Consider the following 18423-nt stretch of genomic DNA (forward strand, 5'->3'; position numbering starts at 1 on the left):
TCTGTTTTAGCTAATCAGGCTATCAAAGGTCCACTCTGGATCATGTATTCCCCTTTAGCTAACGGCTTCTTGCGGAAAGCTTACAACTCTTTAGAGTAGAGTACAGCGTTATGCTGACCTTGCTCATCTTGATGAATAAAATGCTTTACATAACGCATACCAAGCTTCTTCATAATATTGATAGAGCTTAAATTACCCTCAAGGGCCTCAGCAGAAAAAGCAGTATATGCTTTGTCTGTAGCGAGTGTATTAGCAATATGTTGAGCGGCTTCCGTTGCATAGCCCTTGCCCCAACTAATTTGCTTAAAGCGCCAGCCCAGCTCTAAATTACAGTCGTTACGTTGACCTGCAAAAAATCCCATAGGACGAACTAATATCCAGCCAATGAACAGGTCCTCTTCAAGGGTATTCACTTGCCATAAACCCCAACCTTTTTCTAAATTTGTGAACTGCTCTAAGCGAGGAATGAAAACCTCTCTAATTGTCTTTATTGAATTCGGCTTACCATGCGTTAAATATTTCATGACCGCAGGGTCTTGGTCTAATTCGAATAGTAAATCGGCATCATTTTTATCCATAAGTCGATAACGTAATCTTTGCGAGTTTTGTATCTTCATTTGAGTTCCTTACTGCTTTTATGCGCTTAGTTGATTACAATATGAGGCTTATAATCTAAGGGGTATTAGTGAAAAATTCAGTATTAGTTCTACGTCAAAAGCAAATTGCTGCGGCCAAGCGGGAGTTTAAAGCGCGAGGTTCAAAATTATCCCGCTGTGAGGCTTGTTTGCTCTCTGAACATTTGTGTATCTGTGACAACCTTCAAGTTGCCGAAGATTGTCAAAGTGCAGTATGTCTATTAATGTATCATAATGAAAGTTTTAAACCCTCAAATACGGGTCGTTTGATTGCAGACGTGGTGCCTGATAATTACGCTTTCCGTTGGGATAGAACTGAGCCAGATGAGGCACTGCTATCGCTTCTAAAAGATCCAAGCTATCAGCCTATTGTCGTTTTCCCCGCTGATAGTGCAGAGCCTGATCGCGTTATTACAAAAGTTGAACGGATTGAGTCTAAAAAGCCATTATTTATTTTTTTAGATGGAACATGGCGTGAAGCGAAAAAAATGTTTAGAAAGAGCGAGTATTTAGATAGCTTCCCTGTGCTTTCTGTGTCCCCTGACTCTCTATCAGATTATAAACTCAGAGTTGCTCCGCATGCTCATCAGCTAGGTACAGCAGAAGTCGCGTGTGTTGTCTTGTCTGAATCAGGAGAAAGCTCTGCTGCAGAGAAGTTAACAGCTCACTTTATTGACTTTAGAGATGCTTATTTAAAAGGAAAAAGAAGTTTAAGTTAAACTCATACCAATCCGCTTAACTAAGAGGTCTATTTTGAGGCAAGAAAACCTTGTTGGTAGCAAGGCAAATATTTCGTTATTTAGTTGTTCTAAATGAGAAATCTTTAACGCAGCTATCATCAGGTTTAATCCCTCAAAATGATTAAGTGTTATTGCGGATTGGTATCAGAGCCCTTAAGCGAAGAAACGCGGCTCTATGAGCCGCGTTGACGGAATCTTCTAAGCATCCTGCTTTGGTTTCGAGCTGATCAACTCCATACAATCAATTTCCTTTCACTCGCATTTTTGTTATTTAGCGAGTACTACTTCCTGTAGTGTCCTTCATTGGCTTTATGCCAAACATCCATATGCCCTTATCCGAGCTTCCTGCTATTATCCATAACAAATTTGGCCACCATGGCTCCATAAAATCCTATATACATCCTGTATGGCTCACCTTGAGCGCTCATCCTGTTGTTCCATAAATTAATTAAACCGCATTTGGCAATAATTAACTATTACAGTCCATTACACGTCATGTGATTTACAGCCGTCACTGGCTTCCTAAAAGATGTAGAAAGTTTAATGGAGTAGCGAAGTAAAAAAAGATTAAAAATTTAATTTTTAGAGAGCTGAATTGATAATAAGATTTCAACTTTATGATAAATAATGATTAATTCTATTGTTGTTGTTTTGTTGAGCTAGGTTTTGCTTCAAAGCGACAGTTAAAGTGAGAGATCTCTTACATAATAAATTGCTAATTAGGCGTTAATAGAAAAACAAGTTACAGTTTTTAATCAGTAAAAGGGTGTACTTTGGAATTAGAATAGTTAAAATTAGTTGATAATAATTATTGTTTGGCTTTGGAGGCCTTATGAAAAAAGCATTGGCTATTCTACTCTCAACCGTTACGTGTTTACCTGCTATGGCGGCCGAAGAAATCAACATTTATTCTTTTCGTCAACCTTTTTTAATCCAACCTATTCTTGATGATTTTACTAAGCAAACTGGTATTAAAACGAATGTGGTTTTTGCAAAAAAAGGGTTAATTGAAAGAGTTAAGCGAGAAGGTAAGCATAGCCGTGCTGATGTTGTTTTAACATCTAACTTCAGTGCTTTAATGCAGTTAGAGTCGATGGATCTAACGCAGCCGATTAAGAGCGACGCCGTAACCAAAAATATTCCTGCAAGCTTTCGCGATCCAGAAGGTCAGTGGGTTGCACTGACCAAGCGTGTTCGTAACGTATATTCGTCAAAAGAGCGCTTAGGAAAATTAGATGCGTTAACTTATGAAGAATTGGCTGATGTAAAGTATAAAGGCAAAATTTGTACTCGCTCTGGTAAGCACCCTTATAATCTAGGGTTAGTTGCATCTATGGTCGCGCATCATGGTGAAGCGGAGACTAAATCATGGCTCGAAGGGGTTAAAGCAAATTTAGCAAGAAAACCACAAGGTAATGACAGAGCGCAAGTTAAAGCAGTGAAAGAGGGCTTATGTGATCTTGCATTGGGTAATAGCTATTACTTTGGCAAGATGCTGCAAGATGAAAAGCAAAAGCCATGGGCTGATTCTGTTTATATCAACTTCCCGAACCAAACAAATCGAGGCGCTCACTTAAATGTTTCGGGTGTTGTCCTAACTAAATATTCGAAAAATAAAGAAAACGCCTTGAAACTTATTGAGTTTATGACGGACAATAAGGCGCAAAATATGTATGCGTCAATGAATATGGAATATCCAGTTAAACCAGGTGTGGCGCTTTCTGAACTTGTGGCATCTTGGGGTGAGTTTAAGGAAGACAACTTACCATTGTCAGAAATTAGTAAATACCGTCCTTTAGCACTTAAGCTAATCGATGAGGTAAAATTTGATCTTTAATGCAATCATTACTTTCTCTGTCTAAATGGCAGGTTTTTGCTTGGCTGATAGGCGCTTGCTTATCAGCACCACTGGCATTTTTAATCTTCGAGTCGCTGCAAGGCGACTCTGATGTTTTTACCCACCTGTGGGATACCGTGCTTTGGGATTATATTTATAACACCCTAGTACTGATTGCCGGCGTGCTTCTCTTAAGTTGCTTAATTGCATTACCGCTCGGCTGGCTTACCGCTTATTGTCAATTTCCCGGGAAAAAATACTTCGAATGGGCGCTGATGCTCCCTTTAGCAATGCCAACCTATATTATTGCCTACGTCTACACCGACTTATTTGATTATGCAGGTCCTGTACAAATTGCTTTAAGAGAGTGGTTTGGATGGCAATCGCCTGATGACTATTGGTTCTTTGATATTCGTACATTAGGCGGTGCTATCGTGATGATTGCACTGGTGCTTTACCCTTATCTTTACCTCATTTTTAAAACCGCTTTGCGCGAGCAATCATTTAAGTTATTGCAAGCTAGCCAGCTAATGGGCATGAGCCCACTTCAAAGCTTCTTCAAGGTGAGTTTACCCCTTGCAAGAGGCGCGATTGTCGCAGCACTTGCGTTGATCAGTATGGAAACCATGGCAGACTTTGCCACAGTGCATTATTTTGCTGTCAGCACGCTCACAACCGCCGTGTATGATACTTGGCTGGGCTATTATTCTCTAACAGCGGCTGCGAAAATTTCTGGGATCATGTTACTGTTCTTATTTGTGGCCATCACACTAGAGAAAATCAGCCGTAAAAACACCACAGTGCATGAAAGACAAAGTGCCGTAAACGACACGCATTTATATGTGCTATCAGGCAAGTACGCTTGGTTTGCCAGTATCTATTGTATTGTGGTGTTGTTTTTTGCTTTTGCTTTACCGGTTGGTGTGCTCGTTAGTTATTCAATAGATTACTTCGATCAAGCATGGAACTCTGAGTTTTTCTTATATGCTTGGCAAAGCTTGAAGATCTCTTTGTGGGTAAGCGTTATTGCAATCGCGTTAAGTATTATCGTGTTGTTTTATCAGCGCATTGGTGAACAAAAGTCTAAGGCCTTGCCAGGGCGTGTATCAAGCACAGGTTATGCATTACCTGGAACAGTATTAGCGATTGCGGTTTTATTGCCTCTAACTTTGCTTGATACTAAGCTAAATGAGTGGTTAGAAGGCACTACATTTGAACCTGGGCTACTATTTAGCGGTACTATTTTTGCCATGGTATTTGCGTATGTGGTACGTTTTTACGCCATTGCTCAAGGCGCTGTTGAAGCGAGCTATGTACGAATTAGTCCGTCGCTTGATATGGCAAGTCAAAGTATGGGTAAGAATTTTGCTCAAATGCTAACTAGTGTGCATATCCCACTTTTACGCGGGGGCATTTTAACTGCTGGGTTATTGGTGTTTATCGAATGTATGAAAGAGCTTCCAGCTGCCTTATTGCTTCGTCCTTTCAACTTTGAAACCTTGGCAACCCATGTATTCCAATATGTGAGTGACGAGCAGCTAGAGCTTGCGTCCATTTCTGCATTATTTATTGTTCTTGTTGGCTTAGTGCCTTTGTATTTTGTTAATCGCTCAATGGAGCAGCACAATTCATGAGTAGTTTGTCTTTAAAAAACTTAAGCTATCAATACGATGGCCAAAAAGTGATTGAAAATTTAGATTTAGAAGTCGCCGAAAATGAAATTGTTTGCTTATTAGGTGCCAGTGGCTGTGGCAAAACCACCACTTTAAAAGCCGTGGCAGGTTTATTAACGCCTCAGCAAGGTCAAATTGTTATTCATGGTAAAACCATGAGTGACAACACGCAGTTTACAGCACCGCAGCATCGTAATATTGGTATGATGTTTCAGGATTATGCGTTATTTCCTCACTTGACGGTTGCTCAAAATATCGCGTTTGGCCTAAGTAAATTTAATAAGGCTGACAAACAAGAACGTGTAAATGAAATGCTGGAGCTTGTGCATTTATCTGAATTTTCTGAGCGTTACCCTCATGAGCTTTCAGGTGGTCAGCAACAACGTGTCGCCATTGCGAGAGCGCTTGCTTATAAACCTAACTTGTTACTGCTTGACGAGCCTTTTTCGAATATTGATGCGCAAGTGCGCTTCCAACTGATCAATGACATTCGACAGATCATAAAAGATCAAAAGGTCTCAGCTATCTTTGTGAGTCATTCAAAAGAAGAGGCCTTTGCTTTTGCAGATAAACTGGCTGTGATGCATCAAGGTAAAATAGCCCAATTAGGCGATGCTAAAACATTGTTTGAGCAGCCAGCTTGTAAAGAAGTGGCTGAATTTTTGGGGCAGGGCATTTATATTCCAGCACAGGCTGAAGATAAATGTGATTTCACTACTTCATTTGGAAGAGTTACTTCGACAAAAGTGTGTGAGAATGCCCAAGGTGCAGGGAAAATTTATATTCGACCAGCTCATATACAGCTAGAAAATGGCGAGACAAATGACGTCGAAATTCTGCAATCGCGCTTTATTGGGACTGAGTTTATTTACCAAATCAAAGTGGCAGATCAAGCTATCGAAGTGCCAGTCGAAAGTGAACATGCCCTGAATATTAATGAGCCAGTGACTTTTAAAATTAAGCCACATGCGGTAAATTTCTTTTCATAGTCATTACTTATTATAACTTGGGGTGCCATGGCTCAGCCGCAGTCAGGAGTGTGTGCAGAGGCAAATCTGCATGGACTACATTTGTTTTTTAATGTACTCGATGGTCAAGATGAAGCCGTTAGAGCAGCATTAGGGCAATGTGAACGCTTACAGTCAGAGTTGAGCGACCGCTTCTCTGAGTCTATGGTATCTAGCTTTGTAGCTATTGGTGCGCAGTACTGGCCGCATATATATCCTGAATGTATTCCTAAAGAGTTAAAAAGCTTTCCGCATATTCGCTCTCACGAGCACCTAATGCACACTCAACCATTTGATTTGTTGTATGTGATCCGCTCAGACCGAGAAGATGTGAATCATCTATTTGCACAAAGTGTCAGGCATATGTTGGCGGGGAAAGTGGAATTGGTCGCACATATCCGTACTTTCCGATTCTTAGACGGTCGAGACTTTAACGGTTTTATTTATGGCGCTAATACACCTCATGGACGTTTTAAACGTCAAGTGGCTTTAGTTCATGACCCTGAAAGCTTTGAAGATCAAGGTAGCTACATTCATGTACAGCGAGTAAAGTTTGATTTAAACCGTTGGCAACAACTCAGTTTGAATGACCAAGAAGCCATTATGGGCCGCTCTCGTTTAGAGAATAAAAAGCTAGAATATGCCTTAACCAATAGCCATGCTGCATTAACTGAGCTTAAAAGTGCAGACAACTTACCACTATTACTTGAGCAAAGTATGCCGTTTGGAGATGTCTTTGAGCAAGGATCTTTATGGGTGAGTTGTGCCGCAAAAGGGAATGCTTTTGAGCAGCTGTTAACGACACGAGTAGGGAACGAACAGCATTACGATGCGTGGTTAGATTATTGTCAGGCCGATATGGGAGCTGCGTTTTTTGCGCCATCCGTGCAGTTTTTACAAAACATGGCGCAAATAGCAGAAAGTTAAACGTTGTCGAATAAGGTTTTTACTTTCTCAAGCGTTACGTCAATTTCAGAGATTTTAGCTGGCGCAATAAAGATAGTATCGTCACCGGCAATGGTACCTAATACGCCATCAGCAGTACCTAATGAGTCTAATAAACGGGCAATCAGTTGAGCTGCACCAGGGCTGGTACGGATGATGATCATCATTTCATTGTGCATGATATCAATCACTAATTGTCTTAATGGGCTTTTTGCCGTTGGTACGCCCATTTCTGCCGGTAAGCAGTAAACCATTTCTTGTTTTGCGTTACGAGTTCTTACCGCACCAAACTTACTTAGCATACGTGACACTTTGCTTTGACTTACATTATCAAAGCCTTGCTCTTTCAGGGCATCGACAATTTCACCCTGCGAGCCAAAGTTTTCTTCTTTTAATAGTGCTTTGAAGGCCTTTATCAGTGCTTCTTGCTTTTCGTTTGCTTGCATAATTGAACTCGTTTATTAAATATTACTTAGATTTTACACAATTCTGAATCCAGACCCAACTTTGCAATTAAAAAACAAAGTGAATTGATTGCAAGATTTGCTTAAGTGGTAGGGTATTTTTAGAAACACAGGAATGAATATTTTGAAGTGTAAAGCGAGCTTGCACGCTGAAAGCAATATTTTACAACTATAGTCGAAAAAAACCTTAAAATAGCGCCGATAAATTTGTTTTTACCTGCACTTTTCATTATCTTTACAGCACACACAATTCCACCTTCAAATTATGGAGAATTCCACATGAAAGTTGCTGTATTAGGTGCCGCTGGCGGTATCGGTCAAGCTCTATCTTTACTTCTTAAAAATGGCCTTCCTGCAGGTTCTGAGCTATCTCTATACGACGTAGCGCCAGTTGTTCCTGGTGTTGCTGTAGATCTATCTCACATCCCAACTGCAGTTAAAGTTGCAGGTTTTGGTGCAGATGATCTTGACGCAGCGCTAGCGGGTGCTGACATTGTTCTTATCCCAGCTGGTATGCCTCGTAAGCCAGGTATGGACCGTGCTGACCTTTTCAATGTTAACGCTGGTATCATCAAGACACTTGCTGAAGGTATCGTACGTAACTGTCCTAAAGCACTAGTTGGTGTTATCACTAACCCAGTAAACGGCACTGTACCAATCGTTGCTGAAGTATTCAAAAAAGCGGGTACTTATGAAGCATCACGTGTATTCGGTGTAACTACGCTAGACGTTATCCGTTCAGAAGCATTCGTTGCTGAACTGAAAGGTGTTGACGTATCTGAAGTTAAAGTACCAGTTATCGGTGGTCACTCAGGTACTACTATTCTTCCTCTACTTTCTCAAGTTGAAGGTGTTGAGTTCACTGAAGAAGAAGTTGCAGCACTTACTCCACGTATCCAAAACGCGGGTACTGAAGTTGTTAACGCTAAAGCGGGTGGCGGTTCAGCGACACTTTCAATGGGTGCAGCAGCAGCACGTTTCTGCTTCTCACTAGTTAAAGGTCTTCAAGGCGAGCAAAACGTTGTTGACTATGCATACGTTGCAGTTGAGAACGGTGACGCAGCATACTTCGCACACCCAGTACGTTTAGGTACTAACGGTGTTGAAGAAATTCTTTCTTACGGCGAGTTAAGCGCGTTCGAAGAGAAAGCGAAGAACGATATGCTAGAAACACTAAACAAAGATATCCAAGAAGGTATCGACTTCATGGCTGCGCAATAATCGCAATCAGAAAGTTTTAAAAACCCGCTTCGGCGGGTTTTTTTATGCCCGTAATTTGTTTGTTATCACTATGCTGGTTTTAAACTCGAGAAGCGAGAAGCCATTACCTAGGCTAGGTAATTTCATGGCATTAAAAAAGCAGCTACAGCGCTGCTTTTTAATTTGGTAAGTTACTTAAGGTTAGTTATTCAGTGCTAACCTAAGTTCTCTTGAGCGCTCTAACTGGGCAAGCAAGTCTTTAGCGACCGGTTTGAACTTCGCCAGTTCGGTTCTCGGTAGCGGTTCCGACTTAGGTAATTTTACGGTTTTCGGGTTGCGGTGAACCCCATTCACTAAAAACTCATAGTGTAAATGCGCACCAGTTACTCGGCCTGTTGCACCAACAGTACCAATTTTTTGGCCTTGTTTTACCTTCTGGCCTGTTTTAACCATACGTTTATTAAGGTGCAGGTACTTAGTGACATACTGACTACCATGTTGGATAAACACATAGTTACCATTGAGTTTGTTATACCCAGATTTAGTCACCTTACCATTACCTGATGAAACAACAGGCGTTCCAACACGTGCAGCATAATCGATGCCTCGGTGCGCCGATACTCTACCCGTCACAGGATGCTTACGGCGTGGGTTAAAATTAGAGCTGATATATTTAAAGTTAACTGGGGCACGTAAGAAGGCTTTACGCATACTGCGACCTTCTGGTGTATAGAAATTATCGTCAGTGTGACGGATAGCACTGAAACGCTCACCTTGGTTAATAAACTCAGCGGCAATGATTTTACCATTGCCGATCAGCTCACCATCGACATAATGAGTTTCGTAAACCAAAGAAAAGGTGTCGTCTTTACGAATGTCATTAGCAAAATCGATATCCCAACCAAAGATGTCTGCAAAGTTCATAATTTGACGTTCAGATAAACCAGCAGAAATACCTGCCGTCCAGAAGCTTGACTTAATTTTACCGCCAGCGCTTTGATTGACAGTTTCGATTTCTTTGCTGTGAATAGCTGTTTGGTATTTTCGTTCTTCATCTAAAGACACCAACAAGGTGTCAGTTTTCGAAAGCACATATTTAAGATGGGTTAACTCACCTTCGGCACTTTTTGCAAAACTTAACACTTCACCAGGATGGATTTTAGTCAGTTTGCGAGTTTCAGCATTGGTGTTAACTAATTTATGTAGAGTTTGCGCTGAAAAACCTGCACGCTTGAACAGCACCGCAAGGCTATCACCATGCTTTACTTCAAAGTCATTGAATTCAAGGGTATCAATTGTGGTTTTTTCTGGCGCTTGAACTTCTGCGGGAGCACTTAAAGTTGTAAGTTGCTCTTCATTTTCAGAAACTTTTACGGGTAATTCGTAACGCTTGCCAACTTCGAGCGCTTTTTTGTCACTGTCTCTTGATGCAGTTGCCTTTTCTGACGGCCATAAAGCAATTATCAGCATGACAGAAATGCAGGTAAGAATAAGCAGTTTGTGTTTTTTAGGAAGCTTATGAACAACGTGAACCATAACGCGCCTTTTCTGCTGTCAAGATAAATCGGTAATAATATTGCAGGATATACGCAATAAAGCGTGAATACCAGTGTTTTGTGCATTTAAACTGATCTGAATATAAGCTAGAATCGTGCGATAAACTGTATATTTTGGAGCGACGAATGGTGGACTTTGAAACTGCATTAGCTGAGATTAAGCGCGGTGCAGAAGAGATTCTTATTGAAGATGAATTAAAGGAAAGATTGAAATCTGGTAAAAAGCTAAAAATTAAAGCGGGTTTCGATCCAACAGCACCAGATTTGCATTTAGGTCACACTGTTCTAATTAATAAAATGAAAGCCTTCCAAGACTTAGGTCATGAGGTTATTTTCTTAATTGGTGATTTCACCGGCATGATTGGTGATCCAACGGGTAAAAACGTCACTCGTAAACCATTAACACGTGAAGACGTGCTAGCAAATGCTGAAACATATAAAGAACAAGTTTTCAAAATTCTAGATCCTGCCAAAACCACAGTGGCATTTAACTCTACTTGGATGGAGCAACTAGGCAGTGCAGGTATGATCAAACTAGCTGCACGCCAAACGGTTGCCCGCATGCTAGAGCGTGATGACTTTAAAAAGCGTTATGCTGGCGGACAAGCGATTGCAATTCATGAGTTCTTATATCCTTTAGTTCAAGGTTGGGATTCTGTTGCACTAGAAGCCGACGTAGAGCTAGGTGGTACTGATCAGCGCTTCAACCTACTAATGGGTCGTGAGTTGCAAAAAGATGAAGGTCAGAAGCCTCAAACAGTATTGATGATGCCGTTACTTGAAGGCACTGACGGCGTTCAAAAAATGTCTAAGTCATTAGGCAACTACATTGGTATTACTGATGCACCAAACGACATGTTTGGTAAAGTCATGTCAATTTCAGATGAATTAATGTGGCGTTATTACGAGTTATTAAGCGCACTTTCAATTGAAGAAATTGAAGGCCTTAAGCAAGAGGTTGCAAATGGTCGTAACCCGCGTGATATTAAGATTGATTTCGCCAAAGAAATGATTGCACGCTTCCACAGCGAAAGTGATGCTGAAGCTGCACACCAGGATTTCATTAAGCGTTTCCAAAAGAATGCTTTACCTGATGAGATCCCAGAAGTGACTATCACAATTGATGAAGACTCTACGATGGTCTCTCAACTGCTTAAAGAAGCGGGTCTTGTAGCTAGTACTTCAGAAGCCATGCGTATGATTAAGCAAGGCGCTGTTAAGTTAAACGGTGAAGAGAAAGTGACTGATAGTAAGCTTGTGATTGAGAAAGGCTCTACACAGATTTACCAAGTTGGTAAGCGTAAGTTTGCAAAAGTGACAGTAAGCTAAACACTCGTTATTCCAATATTAAAAAGCTGGTTTTAACCCAGCTTTTTTTATGTCTGTTTTTCATGCTTATTTGTTTAAGTACTTAAATAAAGGGCAACAAACCAATCTAAAAGCCATATCAGTGCGATCAAAGAGAAAGTAAACCATTTAATTCTTTCTAAAAATGTTAAACACTGCTTTATATCTTCAGGCTCTGGGTGACGCTCAGCGCCAATACGCATTTTCGCAAAGCGTTCACCTTGATATTTACACGGACCGCCTAACTGAATTGATAGGTTTGCGGCGAATAGAGATAAGATCCAGCCCGTATTCGTTTGATAGCAGTGCCTTGCATAGTGTTTGAAGTAATGAAAAGTTTTCTTACCTTGTAAAAACAAGGCCAATAAAAAGATAAAGCCTCTGAGCGGTAAAAATTCAATATAAAAAATGGCTGTCTGTAATGGTTTTATAAACGCGCTGTTAGGCGGCACGCGCTTTCGCCAAGCATGATCACATACCAGTAGTAATTTAAAAGAGAATGCAGCGATCGGGCCGAGTAATAAGTAAAAGAAAATCACAAGATAGTAGTGGCGAACCGTTCTTAAGGCTGTGCTATCTATGCAGGCTTTGGCAATGCCTATACTTGATAACTCATTGACTTCACGAACTACGTTTTGTGCTAACAATTGCCTCGCCGTTGCTTTTTGTTTTTGTTGTAGAAGTGCAGCTATGCGTTTGGCTCTTTGTAACACGCGAGTATCTAAACAAAAGTAGAGTACTAATCCCCCGAGCCAAGCTGGGTAAAATGCAAACTGACTGATCAGTGCTGCAATAATTACAATGGTAAAAATGGGAAGAAAGAAACCTAATACACCGGCTATTTTTTGTAATGAGGCACTTCTCTGAGGTTTAAAGACACGAGCACCTATGCGTTCAAAAATAAGCGAAAAGAAAGTAATTGGGTTGTAGCTATTCAGCAGCGGTAACGAGTGAGCCGCTGCTATCGCGCAGATAAAAATAATGAGGCTTTGAAAAGCCTCAAACTGCTGATTTTCTAACATTACAAGCTAGTGTTGTTTAGCTGCTCAAGTAGTTCAGTCACTAGTTTAGAAGAATTTACAGAAGCAACTTCTAGGTATTCTTCAAAAGATTGTGGAGACTCTTTACCTGCAATATCAGATAGTGAGCGGATCACCACAAATGGCGTATTAAGTACATGACATGCTTGAGCAATTGCAGCACCTTCCATTTCTACAGCTAGCATTGATGGGAAATCTTGACGCGTTTTGTCAATGCGAACAGGATCACACATAAAAGAATCACCAGTACAAATTAAGCCAACCTTTGTTTGTGTCTTATCAAGGATAGCTACACTCGCTTTCGCAGCGTCAATTAATGCTGCATGAGCCGCAAAGCCAGCAGGCATTTGTGGGACTTGACCAATCTCGTAGCCAAAAGCCGTCACATCAACATCGTGGTGGCGAACTTCGTCAGAAATAACCACGTCACCGACATTTAATTCAGGATCAAAGCCGCCAGCAGAACCGGTATTAATGACGCAGTCAGGGTTGAAATTATCAATTAAAAGCGTTGTCGCAACGGTTGCTGCCACTTTACCAATGCCAGATTGAACTAAAGTCACTGTATGCCCAGCAAGTTCACCAGTATAAAAAGTGAAGCCGCCTTTAGTTAGTTCTTCTTTATTTTGTAAAGCCTCACGCAAAATTGCAACTTCAGGCTCCATTGCACCGATAATACCTACTTTCATGATTTCTATTCCTCAAAAAATTTTCGCTAGTATAGCCTATCGCACTTTTATAAAAAACTTGTTCATTTCAGTGATGATATAAAGCTTTATCATCATAGCATTGATTACAAAGCGTCTATTTAGAAAGAAAAAAGCCCTTTGAATATTCAAAGGACTTACGTGACATATGGAAACTTTTAAATTTCAGCAAGCTGGGTTTGCGTTGAATGCGCTTTTGCTTGCGATGGTGAAAGCACTGCTGGCTTCTCAGTTCGAGTTCTGGGTTTACGAACTGGTTGCGGTTGTTGACCAATTTTATACAAGATGGCGCTACGTACTTCATTGGCTTTATAGCCTGTTTTTACTTTCATACGAATATGTGGAATATTCGCAGACTCTAAAGCACCATTAACAAACCAATCTTTTTGGGCTTTATGGCCACTCTTGTTCGAATTATTGACAAGGTCGACAGCCGCAACAATGTTTAGTGTGGTTTTATCAATCAGTACGTAATCGAGTTGTTTATTTTTAGCTTTTGCCAAAGCGGCTCTGCGTGCTTTTTTTGACAAGCCGGGCTTACACTCGATTAAATCAATCAACTTAACACGGCTGACAATCTTAAATTTATCGCCAACAGCACGCTCTAGTAGACTTAGGAAAGTAGCTTCAACAGTGCTGAAGACAGATTCTTTACGATTGAAAGGGTATGGATTGCCACCTGCATCGGTATATTTTGCAATGACGATCGACGCGCCAGCTACCAATGCAAAAACTAATAATAAAGCGAACTCCATATAACACTCCACAACAACAATTTGACTTTGATGTTTATAAGCAAAGTTCTTGCCAATTGTGGAGTGAAGAAGGCTTAAGCTGAATAACCGCCAGGTAAGCCTTTGAATGCATAGGCCACAGCGTCGTGAGCATGTAGAGATTCGTAGTGATTAATCTTGATATAGTAGTCTGCAAACCCTGCGTTTTCGAACAATGATTTGAGCTTTCTTGCCGCATCTTCACAAAACATCAGGTTTTGGCCGTTCAAACGAGCGAACTCTTGCTCATCTTCGCGTTTCACTGCCGCTTGAACGGGGGTTTTAAGTTCATCTTCAACTAAGTTGACTAACCCTACAATGTCGAATTCTTGACAGTTATCATCAAGTTTAACTTTAATGTTTGAGATACTTCGTTGCGAGTGCGGTGTTGCCAATACGCCCTCGGTAGTGCCAAGCCAAGCATGCACTTCTTCGTGAGAAATCTCTTTATCTTTAAACTTTGCTGCGAAAGCGTCTTGGATAAGTTGACGCGCTAACGCTGCAGAGCATGGGCAAGTAGAAGAGTAGGCAACATCTAATGCCAGCTCTATAGAAAACGTTTGGTTAATCATTGAGGCAGTAATGCTAACAGGGTAGCTCTTCCAACCTTGTTTTTTGCTTAGTAAAGAAGGTCGGCGTAGTGGCAATTCAAAGTTAATCACCACTTTTGCCGCATCACTGATATCTTGGTGTGTCGTTACAAATTCGTCGAGAAGTTGTTTTAATGTACTTGGAGAAAGCGCTTGTTCACAAGACAAATTATCTAGAGCTAAGAATAAGCGAGACATATGAATGCCTTTCGCGTCTTCTTTATGCAGGTTTACAAATGCGTCTGCTTTTGCTGTTACAGGCTGTTCTGGCAAGCCTTTTGTTGCAAGCATTAAAGGTAGCTCGATGTTACCCATTCCTACCCAATCTAATTTACCGGTTTGAAGTGCATCGGCTGAATGAGCAATATCTGGCATTGTAGTCTGCATGTTAACCCTCTTTTTCACGACATTTTGAGTCGCGCATATTACACTATTTAGCGCTTTAATGCGTATATGTTCGCATTATCAATTAGCGCGTTTATTAAGAACTGTTAAGAACTTTATACGTCTATTGTGGCTTTTTGGACTTTTAATGCTTTGGGATTAATCACTTGCTTGCGTATAATGAAACAGTTAACGGAGCAAATTGATTAATATGATAGATTCTTCATTTGGATCATGGCTAAAAGTCCTTGCCAATGTGATTAATAAGTACGGTGAAAAACAAGCTGGAGTGCTGTGTTATTGCCTAATATTACTCGCCTCACTAATTCTGTCGTGCATGTTCTACTATGTGGCGTTAGGCGAGATTGTCATTGTTGATGTATTGGCAATTATGTTTTTTGCCGCCGTTACTTCTCCTGCCTTACTGGTTATTTGCATTCAAGCACTCAAAGAACTTGAGGCTTCTAGAGCGTATTTAGATACTGCAACGCAGCAAGAAAAGCTTTTAAATCAGAGCTTAAAAGACAATATAACCCGGCTAAACAGCGAAATTGACGAACGTAAAATCGCTTTACATGCTAAGCATCGAGCCATTGAAGAGTTACGTCGTGAAATCGCAGAGCGTAAGAAAACGCAGCAAGAACTTGCGCAACAAAGTATGCTGCTTCGCTCAATTGTCGATTCTTCTCCCGATTTATTCTATTACCGCGACGAGCGAGGTATTTTTGCTGGTTGCAACAAGATGTTTGAAAAAGTCATGGGTAAGCATAGCGATGAGCTTATCGGTAAAAGTGTTTTTGATATTTACCCTGAAAGCTACATTCCTGAAGTGCTTAAAACCGATGAGCAAGTTGCGAAAACGCATCAAGCGCTCACGCTAGACGTTGAGTATCCGGTCAATGATGAAAACCGCTGGTTTGAGATGCGCAAGCTGCCATTTATCAATGAGCAGGGCGAGTATATTGGTTTACTTGCCTTTGGCCGTGACATTACTTCGCGTAAAGAGGCAGAACAGGAGCTTGAAACAGCCTATAAAGATAAAGGTAAGTTCATTGCGACTTTAAGTCATGAGCTTCGCACACCACTGAATGGTATCGTAGGTTTAACTCGTATGATGCTAGACACAGATCTGAGCAAGCAACAAAAGAGCTGGTGTAATACCATTTTCTCGAGTGCAGAAACCTTAGGTAATATTTTCAATGACATCATAGATCTCGATAAAATCGACAGAGAGCAGTTAGATATTGCTGCCGACAGTATCAATGTCTCAGATTTTATTAATGATGTGGTGAATTTTGCTGGGCTTATTGCAGAGCAAAAGGGGTTAGAGTTCAATATTAGCAGGCAAGGGATCTTAGATGTCTACGCTTTATTAGACCCAACTCGCTTAAGACAAGTGCTTTGGAATTTAATTAACAATGCCGTGAAGTTCACCCACAGAGGCAGTGTGACACTTGAGTGTAAGCGTGAAAATCGTGATGGCGAAGTGTGGCTCGTTATGAGCATTACTGATACGGGATCAGGTATTGCACAAGATCAACTCGCTAGAATCTTCGAAATGTATTACAAGGCACCAAGTGCAAATGGTTCGAATGCCATAGGTTCAGGGATTGGATTAGCAGTGACGAAAGCGCTTATTGAAGCAATGCAGGGCAGCATTCAAGTTAGTAGTATTGTTGGTCAAGGAAGTCGTTTTGAGGTTGAAATTCCACTAACCTTGACAGCAGCACCAAAAGAGCAAAGCTATGCTGGTCGTAGCCTTTACATTCTGTTAGTTGAAGATGTGCCTTTGAATGCAGAAATCGCGACAAACCTACTTGAGCAGCGAGGGCATGAAGTCATTTGGGCCGAAACAGGTGAGGATGCACTTTCGTTTGTTGCAACTGAAGATGATCTCGATTTGGTCTTACTCGATATGCAATTGCCAGATATCAATGGTGATGAAGTTGCGCGGGAGATTAGAGCTGACAGCCATTTCGATAAATTACCTATCGTCGCCTTAACAGCTAATGTTCGTAGTGCAGAAGAAGAGCTTGAAGGGATAAGCATTCAAGGCGCACTAGCTAAGCCAATCAATACTATTAAGCTTGATAAAATGCTTGCAGAGTTATTCGGTATTAATGCCAGAGCGACTAAACCTAAACTCATAGAAACTAAAGCCAATTGTGCTGATAAACAAGCTGAATTTACTTTGCTTGAAATGGAAACTATCTGTGATTTTATCGACTCAATGGGCGTTGAAGCGTTTAAACGAAGTTCAGATCTATTTGCTAAGTTAAGTCCTAAATATTGTGAAGAATTACAGCAATCTATCGATAGCAGTGACTTCGATGAATACAGCTCTGTGGCTCATAAACTTAAAGGCGCATCTGGTTCAGTTGGTTTAAAGCAAGTTCAAGAGCATGCTAAAAAGATGGAAAAAGAAGTGGCTGAAGTTGGATCTGAAGTCGCTCAAACCTGGTTAGACGAATTATATGATTTGCTTGAAGCGGGACAAAAAGAACTTAAAACGGTTGTTGATAGTTGGAACGGGTAGCTGTTAAAGAGCAAGTTAGCATAGTATGAGTGAGGGGCTTCTTATTGAAGTTATTCAAAATACTTTTGAGCCCTCAGTTTAGAAATGATACTTTAAAACAATGAATTTTAGTCATTAAAAAAGGGCCGAGAGGCCCTTTTTTACAAGTATAAACTAGTAAAATTGATTAGCTATCAATCTTACCGATGAAGCGGTAACCTTCACCGTGAATAGTACTAATTAGCTCAGAAGTATTAGTATCACTTTCAAAGTGCTTACGAATACGACGAATAGTAACATCAACTGTTCTGTCATTTGCGCGAAGTTCACGACCAGTCATATGCTTAATCAATTGCTCACGGCTGAAAATACGGCCCGGTGAATCAAGCATTAAACGTAAAGCACGATACTCGCCTTTAGGTAAGCGCTTAGCTTCACCTGCAGGAGATGTTAAACAACGGCTATTCTCATCAAGTTCCCAGCCGTTGAACGTAATTACACCACTGCTTTCAACAGATGCATCTTCAGGGCTGTTACCTGTACGAGAGATTAAGTTACGAGCACGAATTGTCAGCTCTCTTGGATTGAAAGGTTTTGTGATGTAATCATCAGCACCAATTTCTAAACCAAGAATACGGTCAACATCATTGTCGCGGCCAGTTAAGAAAATTAAGCCAACGTTTTTCTTCTGACGAAGTTCGCGAGCTAAGATTAAGCCATTCTTGCCTGGTAAGTTAATGTCCATAATAACCAGGTTGACATCATCATGAGTCGTTAGCTTGTCGTGCATATCATCGCCATCAATGGCTTCAATTACTTTGTAACCTTCTGCCTCAAATAAACTAACGAGGTTCAAGCGAGTTACGTCTTCATCCTCAACAATCAGAATGACTGGCGTTTGCATTATCATTTAACCTTTTAGGAATATGTTATTTACATTTTATTCGGTACTAGAAGAAAAAACCGAATATTTAGGATTATAGGAGTATATCTAAATGTTAACAAGTAAA

At 40.7% G+C, this 18423-nt stretch carries 16 protein-coding genes; 8 read left to right on the plus strand and 8 right to left on the minus strand.

The features are described 5' to 3' along the window. Positions 1 to 80: 80 nt before the first annotated feature. On the minus strand, positions 81 to 617 hold the full coding sequence (locus tag C1E24_RS07230) for a GNAT family N-acetyltransferase (protein ID WP_138480132.1): 537 nt from the start codon (positions 615 to 617) through the stop codon (positions 81 to 83). 68 nt (positions 618 to 685) lie between these two features. Between C1E24_RS07230 and C1E24_RS07235 the strand changes: the two genes are divergently transcribed. The 5 genes from C1E24_RS07235 to C1E24_RS07255 all read left to right on the plus strand — a co-directional run bounded on the left by C1E24_RS07235 (position 686) and on the right by C1E24_RS07255 (position 6819). Next, positions 686 to 1354 (plus strand): tRNA-uridine aminocarboxypropyltransferase, encoded by a 669-nt coding sequence (locus C1E24_RS07235; protein WP_138480134.1) that lies wholly within the window; start codon positions 686 to 688, stop codon positions 1352 to 1354. Between the two features lie 853 nt (positions 1355 to 2207). Further along, positions 2208 to 3212: a Fe(3+) ABC transporter substrate-binding protein gene (locus C1E24_RS07240; protein ID WP_138480136.1), complete on the plus strand. Its 1005-nt coding sequence runs from the start codon at positions 2208 to 2210 to the stop codon at positions 3210 to 3212. After that, the gene (locus C1E24_RS07245; RefSeq protein ID WP_138480138.1) at positions 3212 to 4846 is read left to right on the plus strand and encodes an ABC transporter permease; all 1635 of its coding nucleotides are present in this window, start codon (positions 3212 to 3214) and stop codon (positions 4844 to 4846) included. The genes C1E24_RS07240 and C1E24_RS07245 overlap by 1 nt, the downstream gene beginning before the upstream one ends. Beyond that, on the plus strand, positions 4843 to 5874 hold the full coding sequence (locus tag C1E24_RS07250; protein ID WP_138480140.1) for an ABC transporter ATP-binding protein: 1032 nt from the start codon (positions 4843 to 4845) through the stop codon (positions 5872 to 5874). The genes C1E24_RS07245 and C1E24_RS07250 overlap by 4 nt, the downstream gene beginning before the upstream one ends. 27 nt (positions 5875 to 5901) lie before the next feature. Further along, on the plus strand, positions 5902 to 6819 hold the full coding sequence (locus C1E24_RS07255; RefSeq protein WP_138480142.1) for a Dyp-type peroxidase: 918 nt from the start codon (positions 5902 to 5904) through the stop codon (positions 6817 to 6819). Here the strand turns inward: C1E24_RS07255 and argR are convergent. Continuing rightward, positions 6816 to 7283: a transcriptional regulator ArgR gene (gene argR / locus C1E24_RS07260; RefSeq protein ID WP_138480144.1), complete on the minus strand. Its 468-nt coding sequence runs from the start codon at positions 7281 to 7283 to the stop codon at positions 6816 to 6818. The genes C1E24_RS07255 and argR overlap by 4 nt on opposite strands. Positions 7284 to 7580: 297 nt before the next feature. Here argR and mdh point away from each other — a divergent pair, with 297 nt between their 5' ends. After that, complete coding sequence (gene mdh, locus C1E24_RS07265; RefSeq protein ID WP_058030924.1) at positions 7581 to 8522, plus strand: malate dehydrogenase; 942 nt, start codon at positions 7581 to 7583, stop codon at positions 8520 to 8522. Positions 8523 to 8702: 180 nt separating this feature from the next. On the opposite strand, the gene C1E24_RS07270 is transcribed toward mdh, so the two are convergent. Further along, positions 8703 to 10037, minus strand: a complete 1335-nt coding sequence (locus C1E24_RS07270; RefSeq protein ID WP_138480146.1) for a peptidoglycan DD-metalloendopeptidase family protein — start codon at positions 10035 to 10037, stop codon at positions 8703 to 8705. Between the two features lie 149 nt (positions 10038 to 10186). Between C1E24_RS07270 and tyrS the strand changes: the two genes are divergently transcribed. After that, entirely contained in the window at positions 10187 to 11386 is a 1200-nt protein-coding gene (gene tyrS, locus C1E24_RS07275; RefSeq protein ID WP_138480393.1) for a tyrosine--tRNA ligase, read from the plus strand. A 74-nt stretch (positions 11387 to 11460) separates the two neighbouring features. On the opposite strand, the gene C1E24_RS07280 is transcribed toward tyrS, so the two are convergent. The 4 genes from C1E24_RS07280 to folE2 all read right to left on the minus strand — a co-directional run bounded on the left by C1E24_RS07280 (position 11461) and on the right by folE2 (position 14901). Beyond that, positions 11461 to 12426 (minus strand): cobalamin biosynthesis protein CobD/CbiB, encoded by a 966-nt coding sequence (locus C1E24_RS07280; RefSeq protein WP_138480148.1) that lies wholly within the window; start codon positions 12424 to 12426, stop codon positions 11461 to 11463. After that, complete coding sequence (gene mtnN, locus C1E24_RS07285; RefSeq protein WP_138480150.1) at positions 12426 to 13133, minus strand: 5'-methylthioadenosine/S-adenosylhomocysteine nucleosidase; 708 nt, start codon at positions 13131 to 13133, stop codon at positions 12426 to 12428. Before mtnN ends, C1E24_RS07280 begins: the two co-directional genes overlap by 1 nt. A gap of 176 nt (positions 13134 to 13309) precedes the next feature. After that, on the minus strand, positions 13310 to 13906 hold the full coding sequence (locus tag C1E24_RS07290; protein ID WP_138480151.1) for a DUF2726 domain-containing protein: 597 nt from the start codon (positions 13904 to 13906) through the stop codon (positions 13310 to 13312). 74 nt (positions 13907 to 13980) lie between these two features. Continuing rightward, entirely contained in the window at positions 13981 to 14901 is a 921-nt protein-coding gene (gene folE2, locus C1E24_RS07295) for a GTP cyclohydrolase FolE2 (protein ID WP_138480153.1), read from the minus strand. 208 nt (positions 14902 to 15109) lie between these two features. Here folE2 and arcB point away from each other — a divergent pair, with 208 nt between their 5' ends. After that, complete coding sequence (gene arcB / locus C1E24_RS07300; RefSeq protein ID WP_138480155.1) at positions 15110 to 17434, plus strand: aerobic respiration two-component sensor histidine kinase ArcB; 2325 nt, start codon at positions 15110 to 15112, stop codon at positions 17432 to 17434. Between the two features lie 166 nt (positions 17435 to 17600). On the opposite strand, the gene arcA is transcribed toward arcB, so the two are convergent. Then, positions 17601 to 18317, minus strand: coding sequence for a two-component system response regulator ArcA (gene arcA, locus C1E24_RS07305; RefSeq protein ID WP_138480158.1), 717 nt, complete (start codon positions 18315 to 18317; stop codon positions 17601 to 17603). Positions 18318 to 18423: the final 106 nt, after the last annotated feature.

The organism is Pseudoalteromonas phenolica (assembly GCF_005876835.1).
GTDB lineage: Bacteria > Pseudomonadota > Gammaproteobacteria > Enterobacterales > Alteromonadaceae > Pseudoalteromonas > Pseudoalteromonas phenolica_B.

Excerpts from the sequence above, each read along its gene's own strand:
- C1E24_RS07230 (WP_138480132.1), bottom strand. The coding sequence starts at position 617 with ATGAAGATACAAAACTCGCAAAGATTACGTTATCGACTTATGGATAAA.
- C1E24_RS07240 (WP_138480136.1), top strand. The coding sequence starts at position 2,208 with ATGAAAAAAGCATTGGCTATTCTACTCTCAACCGTTACGTGTTTACCT.
- C1E24_RS07245 (WP_138480138.1), top strand. The coding sequence starts at position 3,212 with ATGCAATCATTACTTTCTCTGTCTAAATGGCAGGTTTTTGCTTGGCTG.
- C1E24_RS07250 (WP_138480140.1), top strand. The coding sequence starts at position 4,843 with ATGAGTAGTTTGTCTTTAAAAAACTTAAGCTATCAATACGATGGCCAA.
- C1E24_RS07255 (WP_138480142.1), top strand. The coding sequence starts at position 5,902 with ATGGCTCAGCCGCAGTCAGGAGTGTGTGCAGAGGCAAATCTGCATGGA.
- argR (WP_138480144.1), bottom strand. The coding sequence starts at position 7,283 with ATGCAAGCAAACGAAAAGCAAGAAGCACTGATAAAGGCCTTCAAAGCA.
- mdh (WP_058030924.1), top strand. The coding sequence starts at position 7,581 with ATGAAAGTTGCTGTATTAGGTGCCGCTGGCGGTATCGGTCAAGCTCTA.
- C1E24_RS07270 (WP_138480146.1), bottom strand. The coding sequence starts at position 10,037 with ATGGTTCACGTTGTTCATAAGCTTCCTAAAAAACACAAACTGCTTATT.
- C1E24_RS07280 (WP_138480148.1), bottom strand. The coding sequence starts at position 12,426 with ATGTTAGAAAATCAGCAGTTTGAGGCTTTTCAAAGCCTCATTATTTTT.
- mtnN (WP_138480150.1), bottom strand. The coding sequence starts at position 13,133 with ATGAAAGTAGGTATTATCGGTGCAATGGAGCCTGAAGTTGCAATTTTG.
- C1E24_RS07290 (WP_138480151.1), bottom strand. The coding sequence starts at position 13,906 with ATGGAGTTCGCTTTATTATTAGTTTTTGCATTGGTAGCTGGCGCGTCG.
- folE2 (WP_138480153.1), bottom strand. The coding sequence starts at position 14,901 with ATGCAGACTACAATGCCAGATATTGCTCATTCAGCCGATGCACTTCAA.
- arcB (WP_138480155.1), top strand. The coding sequence starts at position 15,110 with ATGATAGATTCTTCATTTGGATCATGGCTAAAAGTCCTTGCCAATGTG.
- arcA (WP_138480158.1), bottom strand. The coding sequence starts at position 18,317 with ATGCAAACGCCAGTCATTCTGATTGTTGAGGATGAAGACGTAACTCGC.